The sequence below is a fragment of the Streptomyces sp. NPDC060049 genome, assembly GCF_042736715.1.
Classification (GTDB): domain Bacteria; phylum Actinomycetota; class Actinomycetes; order Streptomycetales; family Streptomycetaceae; genus Streptomyces.
The window spans coordinates 97,017-109,781 of the sequence record NZ_JBHWVV010000023.1 but is presented as its reverse complement, the minus strand read 5'-3'; the positions used below and the strand labels follow the sequence as shown (position 1 = coordinate 109,781).

General features: G+C 65.8%; 3 protein-coding genes and 1 pseudogene. 2 read left to right on the top strand and 2 right to left on the bottom strand.

What is annotated here, in order from left to right; translation table 11 throughout:
- Positions 1-26: 26 nt before the first annotated feature.
- On the bottom strand, positions 27-3,311 hold the full coding sequence (locus ACFWBY_RS32405) for an FG-GAP repeat domain-containing protein (RefSeq protein WP_385334227.1): 3,285 nt from the start codon (positions 3,309-3,311) through the stop codon (positions 27-29).
- 354 nt (positions 3,312-3,665) lie between these two features.
- Between ACFWBY_RS32405 and ACFWBY_RS32400 the strand changes: the two genes are divergently transcribed.
- On the top strand, positions 3,666-10,109 hold the full coding sequence (locus ACFWBY_RS32400) for an RHS repeat-associated core domain-containing protein (protein ID WP_385334225.1): 6,444 nt from the start codon (positions 3,666-3,668) through the stop codon (positions 10,107-10,109).
- Positions 10,110-11,074: 965 nt separating this feature from the next.
- Here ACFWBY_RS32400 and ACFWBY_RS32395 read toward each other — a convergent pair.
- Positions 11,075-11,331 (bottom strand): annotated as a pseudogene (locus ACFWBY_RS32395) (tyrosine-type recombinase/integrase); the annotation flags it as partial.
- Positions 11,332-11,946: 615 nt separating this feature from the next.
- Here ACFWBY_RS32395 and ACFWBY_RS32390 point away from each other — a divergent pair.
- Positions 11,947-12,456 (top strand): hypothetical protein, encoded by a 510-nt coding sequence (locus tag ACFWBY_RS32390; RefSeq protein ID WP_385334223.1) that lies wholly within the window; start codon positions 11,947-11,949, stop codon positions 12,454-12,456.
- Positions 12,457-12,765 lie beyond the last annotated feature (309 nt).

The following is a 12,765-nucleotide window of genomic DNA, read 5'->3' as shown; positions in this document are numbered from 1 at the left end:
TACTTGCGTTGGTTCGGGTGTCGAGGTTAGAAGATTCTGGTGATGCTGGTGGGCCCCCAGCCGCTTGCTCCGACGAGGAGAGGAGGCTTGAGGCTTGTAGGGCCGCCTGGGTAAAACAGGAGACAACCCGTGGGACAGGTCGTGGTGGCTGCGGTTCCAGCGCTGTCGACGAAGTTGACGACATAGTTGGGGTCCGCCGGGGTGGTAGCCCACACGTCGCTCAGCTGGTCACCAGCTTTGGGCTGGAACTCGTCGTACTGGACGATCTGGCCCTCGTCGTTGACGGTCTTGCTGACGACGGTGCCCTGGGCGTTGCCGTTGCTGGCGACCAGGGGCCGCTTGTCGGGGAGCCAGCCGCTCTGGGCGTAGATGGCCCCTTGGTGGTTTTCGCTGAAGACGCTGTAGACGCCGTTGGTGATTTGGCCGCGGTGGAGGAAGAGGTAAGAGTTGAGCCTGTGGCGGGTGACGATGTCCTGGACCCCGTCTGCGTCCACATCGCCGACCGTCACGACTTCGTGGTTAGTCCAGCCTCCGCTGGGGCCAGGGATCTCTGTGGGGTTGGCCTGGATGTCGAAGGGCTCGCTCTGGTCTGCGGAGCCGTCGCTGTAGGTCTGGCCGGAGTAGAGGTACATTCCGACACTGGTGCATCTGCCGATTTGATACGCGTTGCATTCGAGTGTGAGCAGGTCGTTGCCCTGTGCGTAGCCGGTGTCGGTTCGCCGGTCCAGGTCTCCGGGGGAGGCGATCTGATCGAGGCGGCCCCATCCCTCGGCGCCCAGGCGGGAGGGTGTGGCCAGTTCGACGCGGTTTTTGAGGGCTCCGCGTCCGTTGCCGGGGTAGATGTAGAGCTTGTTGGATTTCAGGCGGACGATGGCGTCTTCGTAGCCGTCGGGCCTGTCGGTGGGGCTGGTGAGGTTGACGAAGTCGCCGCCGTGGGCGATGAGCGTTCCGTCCCACCCGGAGGTTCCGACGGCGGTCGACTTGACGTGTCCGGTTCCGTCGCTGGAGTAGAGGCGCAGTCCGCCGGCCGGTTCGGTGGCGAGCATGTCCGTGTAGCCGTCGCCGTTGAGGTCGCCGTGAAGGTCTTTGAGAGCCTTCTTTGTTACGGGGCTCTGTCCGGGCGGGTAGACGAAGGCTGCTGGGGTTGTCTTAAGGATCGCGGTGTCGGCGTCGCCGTCGGTGGGTGAGTGGTTGCCGGCCTTGTCGAATGCCAGGACGTACAGGGTGCTCTGGGGCCGGCCGGTAGGGATGACGTCGATGACGGCTTCGGTCCCTCCCGGGGCGAGGGGTACCCAGTTCGCTCCGGCGCAGGGGGTACTGGAGATGGGGATGGGACGGTCCATCAGGTGGCAGAAGCCGGCAAGGTCGGTGGCCGGGTTCTTGAGCTTGACCCGCATCTTGGTGCGCGCCTGCTGGGTGGTGAGGGCGGTGCCGTCCTCCTTGGCGACGGTGACGCGGGCGGCGGGTCCCGTCTTGTCGACACTGAACGCGCAGTCGCCGGTGTAGGGGCTGTAGGCGCCTTCGTCGTCTTTGGCCCTGACCTTCCATTTGTAGCTGCCGGTGGGAAGATTTTGGGCGAGGACGGTAGCGGTCGCCGTTCCGCCGCTGGCGACGGTGGTGACGTTGGAGACCGGGACGGTGGCCCCTCCCACGGCGGTGGTAACGACGAATTCGGGGGTGACGGTACCGCCGTCCCTGTCCTGGAGGCCGGCGGTCAGCGCGAGGCCGCTGTTGCCGATCATGGCCGAGCAGGGAACGGACTTGTTGCCGTCTGCGCCCGGTGCCCAGTTCCCTTCGTAGGCCCCGCTCGCGGTGACCTCGGGCTTGAAGTAGTACTGGAACTCGAGGACGGGGTTGTTACGCAGTCTCTTGAAGCTGTTGACGTTGCCGAGGTACGAGTCGGGAACGCGCAGGCCGAGCGTGGCCGGGTTCCAGCCGTTGGTGACGAAGTCCTGGATGTAGGAGGTCAGGGCTGAGGACTTGAAGTCGTAGCCCTGGACGCCGGGGCAGTAGGTGGGGTTGCCGTGGGCGAAGTTGCCCTGGGCCAGCTTGTAGGTCCAGAAGTCGTTGCGCGTGTTCCAGGTGGGTGTGGTCGCGTCGATGCTTTTGGAAGCCCACAGTTCGGTGGGGCCGGCCGCGGAAGGGTCGCAGCCCCAGGAGTGGGTCTGCTCGACGGCGAAGGTGACGTCCCCGATGGTGGCGCCCTTGAGTCCGTCCAGCTTCATGGAGAAGAAGGCCTGCGTGTTGCCGGACCCGTTGTAGCCGACTCGGGGCTCGTCCGCCGGATTGTCGGACTGCCAGCCGTCGCCCCACTTGTACGCGGAGTTTGGGGTTGCGGAGTACACGGTGGCCCAGATTCCCGTTGTACCGCCGGTGAAGGGAGGGTCGATGATCAGGGGGAAGCGTGTGGCCGAGGCCAGTAGCACGGGGTCCGGGGTCAGGGTGAGGGTGTTCGCGGTGACGTCCGCGCCGACATCCGCCTGCTGAGGGGCCGTCGGCTCCGCCATGAGAAGGACGCTCTTGGCCTGCGTGGCGGACTTGGCGAGGGGAGCGGGCGCCTCAGGGGCAGGCTGCTGCCACATTGTGGGCTTCGGAGCGCTGAAGACGACCTGACCGCCGGCATCCTTGGCCAGCAGTTCATCGCTCGCGGTGTCGTCAAGCGTGACTCCGTGGGCGGTGATTCCGAGCTTGATCTCCTTCAGCGCCGGGTTGGCGGCGGCCTGGGGGGTGTTGACGATGAGGTGCTGGGCGAAGCCGTCGACCTTCGCGATCAGCTTCAAATCGATATCGGGAAGCACGGATTTGTAGAGCGCGGTGTTCTCCCCCAGCACCGGCTCGGGAAGGCTGCCGGGCCAGGTCAGAGCGAGCTTTTTGCCTGCCTGGTCCATCGCGACGAGGGGTCCGTTCCCGCCCCCGGAGAAGTTGATGCCGAACGCAGCTGTCGGGCCGATCGTGCCGTCCTCGCGCTTGGTGACGGTGTCATCGGTCCGGCGCCATAGCGAGTCGTGGCGTGTCCAGACGGGGAGAGTGAACTGCTTTTGCGTCAGGCTCCCGTCGGGGTTCGCGTAGGTCTCCGCGTACTCGGTACGGCGGTCGATGATCTCGACCCGCTCACCGGACTCCCGAGCCAGGCTGAACGCCTTCACCTCCGAGGCCGACTTGGCCCCGGCCGCATTGCCGGCCGGAATCGCCTCGGCCGCTGAGGCCGCGGCGGACTCTGAGAGGAGGTCTGCGGCGGTGAGGGGGAGGACGAGAGCGAGGAGGGCCGCGAGTGTGCGGGGAGCTCTCGCCTTGGCTCTTCGATGGTTCATGGGAATTTTGAGTCCTTCTGAGAACAGCAGGTTGTGGATCACCGCAGGGTAAGCGAAAGCATTCGCACTGGCACAGCAGAGTCTGGATGGGCATGACCATCCATCAGGAACTAGCTGTCCAGGATGATCTACTTCAAGCCACCTGGGCATGTTTTGGCAGGTCAACCACCCTGAAGATAGATCTTGCGCTGGGCTCCAGAGACGTGTTGGCTGCGGGTTTATCTGTCTCTTAATTCCCGTGGGGGGTTTGCTGTGTTTAAACGAACGGACTCAATGTCCGATTTGTTCGGAGGTGATCGTTTTCAGAGAAAACGGTCCCTTCGGACCTCAATTGTCGGGGCGACATCGGCTGCCTTGACCGTTTCCCTCCTCACCGGGCCGGCATGGGCCGGCCCGACCTCCTTCAAGCCCCGCGACGTTCAGAAGACGGCGTCCGTCAAGGGCAAGGACCTCAAGCCGAGCGCGGGCAAGGCCGCGGCGAAGGCCCCGGGTTGGAAGCCCGCAGCCGTCAGCTGGCCCGCCGGCGGCACCGCCGAGGTCACCCTGCCCTCCGCTTCACCGCTGGCGAAGGCGAACGCCGCCACCCCGGTGCAGGCCGGCTCGCTGCCCGTGCGCGTCGCACCGTCCGGCCCGGCCGCTTCGGCCTCCGGCGCCGGATCCTCGGCTTCAGGCAAGGACGCCCAGCCCGCCCCCTCTCGCGTCCGGGTCACGGTCGCCGACCACAAGGCCACCCAGCAGGCCGGAATCACCGGTCTACTGCTGTCCGTGCAGCGCTCTGACGGCTCCGCTGGAGCCGCGACAGCGCAGGTCGAGGTCGACTACTCGAAGATCAAGGACGCCTACGGCGCCAACTGGGCCTCCTCGCTAAGACTCAGTCAGCTGCCCGCCTGTGCGCTGACGACACCTTCGAAGCCGGAGTGCCTCAAGGGCACCCCGCTGCCCACGCGGAACGACGCGAAGACGTCCTCGCTGACCGCGTCCGTGGACCTGCCGTCATCCGGCGCGCCGTCGCCTCTCCTCAAGTCGGCGCCCAGCGCACTGGCCGCTCCCGCGGGCGGTATGACGGTCCTGACCGCGGAACCCTCTGCCGACGACTCGGAGGGGTCCTTCAAGGCCACCTCCCTCGCGCCGTCGGGTTCGTGGTCGGCTGGCGGGAACTCCGGCTCGTTCGGCTGGAACATGCCGGCCGCGGTGCCTCCGGCGCCCGGCGGCCTCAGCCCAAAGGTAGGCCTCTCGTACAGCTCGTCGTCTGTGGACGGGCGGACGGGCTCGACGAACAACCAGGCTTCGTGGGTCGGTGAGGGCTGGGAGTACAGCCCGGGGTTCATCGAACGCAAGTACGTCTCTTGTGAGAACGACAAGAACGGCGGCAACAACACCGTCAAGACCGGCGACCTGTGCTGGAAGTCGGAGAACGCGACGATGTCGCTGAACGGCTCCAGCTCAGAGCTGCTCTGGGACGCCGGCAAGGGCGTGTGGAAGCTGTCGAACGACGACGGCTCCCGCGTCGAGCGGATCTACGACTCCCCCGGAAACAGCTCGGGCGACGCCGACTCCGAGTACTGGCGGGTCACCACCACGGACGGCACGCAGTACTGGTTCGGCAAGAACCGCCTGCCCGGCTGGACGACCGGCAAGGAGGAGACGGGCTCGGTCAACTGGGTGCCCGTCTTCGGCAACCACCCGGGCGAGCCGGGTCACGGAGCGGACTTCGCGTCCTCCAGCGTGACCCAGGGCTGGCGGTGGAACCTCGACTACGTCGTCGACCCGCACAACAACGCCATGGCCCTGTATTACACCAAGTACGGGAACTACTACGCGAAGAACGGCAAGATCGACGCGTCGGCGCTCTACACCCGCGACAGCACTCTGAAGAAGATCTCCTACGGCCTGCGCGCCGGCCAGGTGTACACCCCGGCCCTGGCTCCCGCGCAGGTCACCTTCACTGTCGCCGATCGCTGCACCGCGGGCACCTGCACGCTGGACGCCGCTCACGCCACCGACTGGATCGACGTCCCCGTCTACCTGGACTGCAAAGCCGGAGCACAGTGTCTGCAGGGCGGTCCGTCGTTCTGGTCGACCAAGCGGCTGACGGACATCAGGACCTACGCCCTCTCGGGTGGCGCGCACGTCGCCGTCGACAAGTGGATACTCTCCCAGTCCTACCCGCCGACCGGCGACACGACCAAGCCGGCCCTGTGGCTGGACTCCGTCACACACACCGGCCAGGCCGGCAGCATCCCCGACGCAACGCCCCTCACGACCACGTTCGCCGGCACGCCCATGGCCAACCGGGTCGACGGGGCCGAGGGCCGACCTCCGATCAACAAGTACCGCATCACCCAGGTCACCGGCGAGACCGGCAGCAGCACCCTGGTCACCTACCACGCCACGAACTGCACCCCGACCAGCCTTCCCACCGCCGACGACACCAACACCAAGCGCTGCTACCCGTCCTGGTGGACCCGCGACGGAGCCGTGGAGGAAGTCAAGGACTACTTCCACAAGTACCTGGTCGCCAAGGTCGAAGAAGCCGACACCACCGCAGGCACCGGCTCCCCCTCGAAGACCACCACTTACACCTACTCCGGTGGTCCCAACTGGGCACGCGACGAGAGTGAATTCACCCTCGACAAACACCGCACCTGGAACGACTTCCGCGGCTACCGCACTATCCGCACCCTGACCGGCACCACCAACCGGCTCAAGAGCGAAACCGACTACTACCTCGGCATGGCCGGCGACAAACTCGCCAACGGCCAACCGCGTACGGTCGCGGCCATCAACGGAGTCACCGACCGCCGCGACTTCGCCGGCAAGGTCTCGGAGACCCGCACCTACGACGGCGAAGCCGGCGCCGTGGTCGAGAAGACCACCCACACCCCGTGGGCAGCGGGTGACAACGCCTCACAGCCAGTCACCGGAATCACCGACCCGGACCACCCTGGCACGGCAGGGCCGACACTGCGGTCCAAGGTCGCCCGGTTCTCCGGAACCGCCACCACCATCGGCAGCAAGCTCCTGGCCGACGGCACCTGGCAGGCCTCTACCACGACCCGCGCCTACGACACCACCTACGGTCTGCTCCTGACCGAGGGCAACGACGGGGCCAACACCACCGAGGCCACCTGCTCAGTCACTCAGTACGTAACACCTGACACGGCGAACTGGTTGATCGCCTACCCGAGCCAGGTCACCTCCACGACCGCCAAGCCGTGCACGACCACCATCTCGGCACCGGCTGTGACCGGCGCCGGACGCACGTCCTACGACAGCCAGTCCCCTGGCGCCGCGCCCAAAGCCGGACAGGCCAACGTCACCAAGACTGAGCAGGCGTCCAAGCTAGACGCGAACAGCCAGCTCGTCTGGGAAACGGTCGGACAAGCTACACACGACCAGTACGGTCGCGTGCTGACCGCCAAGGGCCAGGACGGGCAAACGACAACGACGGCCTACCTCCCGGCTGCCGACGCTCAGCCGACCAGCATCACCGTCACCGACCCCAAGGGCTACACCGCCACCAGCACCCACGACGGCCTGCGCGGCCTGGCCCTGACCACCACCGAGGCCAACAACCGCACCGCCACCTCCCAGTACGACGCGCTCGGCCGCCTCGTCAAGGGCTGGGCAGCCGGGCGGGCCACCAGCGAGCAGCCCAACGTCACCTACACCTACAACCTGTCCAACACCGCCCCCTCCACCGTCACCACGAAGAAGCTCTACGAAGACGGCTTCTGGGGCACCTCGGTCACCCTCTACGACTCCCTGATGCGCCCCCGCCAGACCCAAACCGATGCCATCGGCATCACCGGGCGGATCCTCACGGACACGTACTACGACAACTACGGGCGTGTCCTGCGGACCAACGCCCCCTACTACAACGACCAAGCAGTCGGCACGACGATGCTCGTCGTCCCCGACAACCAGATCCCCAGCGCCGTGGAAACACGCTACGACGCACGTGGCCGCGTGACGGACTTGATCCAGCTGTCCGTGAACACCGAGAAGTGGCGCACCACCACCACCTACGGGCCTGACTGGCAGGCCGTCGTCCCGCCCCAGGGCGCGACCGCCACCCTGACTGTCACCGACTCCCGCGGCCGCACCATCGAGCGACGCGACTACAAGGACCGCAACCCCGTCCTCGGAGCGGCGGCCACCCAATACCAGAAGCACACCTACACCTACAACGGCGCCGGAAAAATGGCGACGATGGTCGACAACTCTGGGCGTAATGCCTGGACGTACAGCCACGACCTGCGGGGGCGCCAGACCGAGAGCACCGACCCGGACAAGGGTAAGAGCACCACCGTCTACGGCTCAGACGGCCGGCCCCAAAGCTCCATGGACGCGCGAGGTGTCACACTCGCCACCACCTACGACGAGCTCGGCCGCAAGACCAGCCTGCGCAAGGGGACGGTCACTGGCAGCAAACTCGCCGAATGGACCTACGACACCGCCACCGGCGGCAAGGGCCTGCCCGCAACCACCACCCGCTACGACGGCACCGCCGCCTACACCAGCACCGTGACCGGCTACGACACCGGCGGCCAACCGACCGGAACCAAGGTCACCATCCCCACGGTCGCGGGCGAAGAAAAACTCGCCGGCACCTACACCGTCGCCGGCACCACGACGCCGGTCAGCGGCCTGCCCGCCACAGCTATCTACAGCACCACCAACAGCAACGCCAACTCCGCTTTGCCCGCAGAGACGGTCACCAACAAATACGGCAAGCAGGACAATCTGGCGGGCATCGACGGCACCCTCTCCCAGGTCTACCTGCGCGGCGCCGCCTACACCCCTTTCGGCGAGCTGGCCCAGGCCAGCATGGGCAACCTGGGCACGCTGGTCACCAACTCGGTGTGGTACGACTCGCTGACCCGGCGGGTACTGAGATCGGCTACCGACCGGGACGCCTCCGGGCCGATGACGCTGTCGGACATCACCTACAGCCACGACCCGGCCGGCAACATCACCCGCATCACCGACCAGCAGGACGACGCCGCGGTCAAGGACGACCAGTGCTTCTCCTACGACTGGGCACGCCGCATGACCGAGGCCTGGACGTCCGGAGACGACTGCACTACCAAGCCCGTCAACGGCGCCGGCACCCCCAACCTGGGCACCGTCGACCCGTACTGGACTAGCTGGACCTTCACCGACACCGGCCAGCGCGCAACCGAAAAGCAACACAAGGCCGGACCCGTCACCGCGGACACCACCCGCACCCACACCTACCCCACCGGCACCACCCCCGGCCACGAACTTCTGCAGGTGACCGCCACGGGCGGCGTGACGGGGACCGACGCCTTCGCCTACGACACCACCGGAAACCTGACCACCAAGGACACCGCGGCTGCTGCAGCCCAGACCCTGACGTGGAACGACGAAGGAAAGATCGCCACCTCCACGGTCTCCGGTACCACCACCTCGTTCCTCTACGACACGGCCGGCACCCGGATTCTCAAGCGCGATCCGGCGACCACCACGCTCTACCTCCCCGGCGGCCAGGAACTCATCCTGACCAAGGCCACCAACACCGTCACCGGCAACCGCTACTACACCGTCCCCGGCGGTACGGCCATCCGCTCCAGCAGCGACAGCCGCGTCCGCTTCCTCGTCGCCGACCACCACGGCACCAACACCCTCTCCGTCAGCGCTACCACCCTCACCTACAACCGTCGTAAATCCCTTCCCTACGGCGCCCAACGCGGCGCACCCCCCGCGTTCTGGCCCGGCCAGAAGGGCTTCGTCGGCGGCGACACCGACACCACCACCGGCTTCACCCACATCGGCGCCCGCGAATACGACCCCACCACCGGCCAATTCATCAGCGTCGACCCACTCCTGGAGATTGACAAGCCGGAGACTCTCAACGGATATGGCTATGCCGCCAATAACCCTGCAACCTACTCCGACCCAACGGGTATGTGCCTGGACGCTGGAAACGGAAGATGCGAAGGAGACACCTCCAGGCCGCTGGACATCAGCCCAGATCCGGGTACCTCTAGAGGGAACGACCCTCCCGCTAGAGGCACGACGGATTCGGGTACGAGTTCATCGGCTGGAGGAAATTCCGGCCAAGGAGACGCCGGTGGCACCACGGGGCAGGGCAACGGCGGCCCTAACCCCGTAATCACCGTTCTTCTCGGTCTAGGCTCAAACGTTGCCTACACTGCGGGTCTCGCTTACACGACGTTCAATACCGATTGCTGGGGAGATAATCAGGCAGCGGGCGGCTGCGATCTCGGTGAGCAGTACGATGCTTGGGCGGCCAACAACGGCTATCCAATAGGATCAGACGAATACCAAGTTCCCGGCGCCCTCGCCGTGGTGTTCGCTCACAGGCCAGCGGGGAGCGGCCCTCCGAAACCCGGACCGAGGGGATTCCCCCACGGGTTCGCGAACGCAGCAGAGTTTGCGAAATTCTCCGCGCAGCTCAACCTAGGCCTTAATACAGCCGGGTATGCAAACTCGGCTGCGATCTTCCATGGAAGTTCCGTAACCGGTTTCAAATATCGGACTGGCAAACCTTTTGATTCCGGCCCCAAACAGAGCGATTTCGATGTTGCGATTGCCGGTCCAGAGTTGATGGCTCGCGCTAGAGATGCTGGCGTTCAGATCCGCGGTGGCGGGACGAGAACCGAACCACTGAAACCAGAACATCTACAACAAATGGGGCTCTCGCAGCTTCGTGCGGAGCTGACGAAGCAAGCAGGACGACCTGTAAACTTCATGGTGTACGACTCCGCCGCCTCAGCGGCCGCGAGAGGGCCAAGCATTTTCGCTCCTTAAATGCGCCGCGTGACGCCGGGCCTTAATGGGTCCGGCGTCACGCACACCCGCAGGAGCCGCACACTACCAATCGGTCCTTGCTGACAATTAGTGAGAAGAATATGCCCATCTTCGCCGTCTACGGTTCACGCCAGAAATCTATCGATGAAGTAGCGACGGACATTAGCTTCTCAATAGACGTTCCATTCGAGGAAAGAGATAGCTCCTTCAAAGGCGGCAATTACTTTAGGAGCATGGGCCTCGCTAATGACCAGGAGATAACGGTTGAGCGAAACTGGGTCGACGACGAAGGGTACCTGTCGGAGCCCAATTACGGAGATTATTCGACTCTCGTCTACGCGAGCTGCGTACCCCGGCTAGTACTTACCGCGCTTTCCACAATCTCCACGTTGACATTGCTCCGCGAGCGAGACCTCTGAGTGGCCTTGATATTCGCGACGGGTCGGCCGGAGCTTTGGTGGCCCATTTAGATCGTATGGCGGATTATGGGAGTATTTGACTACTGCCCCGGCTCCGGAATCGATCACTGACGGTCCTGCCCAGAGGCTGGCCTCGATGTAAAGGGTGCCGGTGAACTCCAGGGCTCTCGCCGTCACCTGGGCTGGTGGTCCCTCCATTCCTCGCCGCAGGCTTACCAAGTACAGAGTTGTGGCCGGGCTGGACGGTGGAGTTCTGGCAGGACGACTGGGAACGGCACGTCAGAGCCAACGACCGCTTCTGGCCGAAGCTACCGCGAGTCAAACACCATTCTCGCGAGAACGCACGCAGGGCCCTCCAAGGTGAATCCCGTAGATTTCTTACCTACGCCTTTCGGCTAGGCCACTTACAGATCGTACGGGTAGAGCTGAATTTCGGAAGCCCGGAAGGAAATGAAACCCGCTGGGATTCCAATACCGCCGATGAAGCCCCACCGAGCGTGTTCGGTGGGGCTTCTGGGGTTCTTGACGGCAACGGTGACGGCAACGTCAGCGGACGGTTGCCATGGCGGGTGGGTTGTCGGGGTTGTCGTTGGCCGTACTGAGCGCGCCGTTGAGAGTGTCGATGGCTTGGCGTTGGAGGCGGAGCCGGACGTGGGCGTAGACGCCGGCGGTGACGCCGATGTGGGCGTGGCCGAGGAGTTCCTTGATCCCGACGAGTTCGACGCCCTGTTCCACGAGCAGGGGGCGGTCGAGTGCCGGAGGTCGTGAAAGCGGATGCGGCGGAGGCCGGCCTTGCGGAGAAGGTGGTCCCGGCAGGGCAACCCCATCGGGAACTTCGATCAGGCGATGACCGAACGGCCGATGAGCTGGGTGTAGAACACCGCCGGCCCAGACGCCCGTGCATGGATGCTGCGTCACATCGAACACGCAGGGCGAAGCTGGACGCCACCACCCGGTGCCACAATCCCGCAGAGCCCCGTCCCCGATAACGCCGCGGCAACGGGCGGGCCTTCTGCTCAGACGCTGGCCGGTCAAGGCCCCCGCCGGGGCGGCAGCCGCTACCCGCAGAAGCGAACGTTCTCAAGGCCCTCGACACCGAACGAAGCAGTCTGCGCCTTGAACAACGAGGCCCAAGGGCTTCGACTCGGCCTGGGTGGTGGCGGATCGTGGCTCCGAGCCCATCTCGCCCCCGACGGGCGAAGCCGCGGTGCCGGCGCCGCCGGGGCTCCAGTTGCCTGCCTCGCGCGGCGGCTCGTAGCGGGGGCGTCCGCGGCCACCAGCACGCTCCACATTCTCAGCGCAGGTTGGCTACCGGTATGACCGCCGGAGGGTCCCGGCGCCACCTGGGCCGGAGCGGCGTGGCAGACTCCCTCCCTCGAACACGGGGGCGAACGCCCCCCTGACGTGGGGGCAGGGCTATGAGCAGGACGAAGTGGGCAGCCGTGGCGGTGGTGGTCATCGCACTCGGAGCCGCGGGCTGCGGCGGCGGCACGGGGTCGGGGGCCGCGTCCGGCCCGGTGTCACCCCGGCCGGAGGGCACCGGGCTGCTCACGCGGGAGGTCGTGCGGACGGACATCGACACCTCGGCGGCCGCCGCGGGCCTGCCGGCGACCGACCCGGAGTGGCGCAAGATGGGCGAGGAGCGGAAGCCCGGGCAGTGCCTCGTCCCCTTCAAGGGGTTCTACACCGAGGCCGTCCCGGCCGATCCGGCCCGGTTCGAGGCCGCGGTGCGCGAGCTGGGCCGGCGCGACTGGCAGGACGCCGGGAAGAAGGAGCAGAAGAAGGACAAGAAGGGCAAGGTGTACGAGGCCACGATCGTCCTGGAGCAGCGCGGCTGGAGGATCGTCGCCGAGTACCGGGAGATTCACGGCACGATCGGGCTAACGGCCTTCGACATCGCCTGCGCGCAGGAGCAGGGCCTTGGGTGAACGGGTCCGGCCGACTGCCGGGCTCCTGCGAGAAGGCTCGCCCGTCCGGAGAACTCGGTCACCTCGATCGCCAAGCTCCTCGGTGTCTCCCGCATCACCATCTACAACTACGTACCTGAACTGAAGGGCGGCCGCCTCGCACTTGCCGAGGGACCAGTAGGGCGGCACTGCCCCGACCCTCCCGGTCAGAGGACTGACCACCGTCGTTTGCGGCTGGTGACGATCCTGCTGGCCTATTCGGACCCGCATCGCCAACTGTGAGCGGTCACGGATATCCCCACGATCGGGGTCTTCAGCACCACCGAATTC

What these genes read in the sequence shown, in the direction of transcription:
- ACFWBY_RS32405 (WP_385334227.1), bottom strand. Translation starts at nt 3,311, where the DNA reads ATGAACCATCGAAGAGCCAAGGCGAGAGCTCCCCGCACACTCGCGGCC.
- ACFWBY_RS32390 (WP_385334223.1), top strand. Translation starts at nt 11,947, where the DNA reads ATGAGCAGGACGAAGTGGGCAGCCGTGGCGGTGGTGGTCATCGCACTC.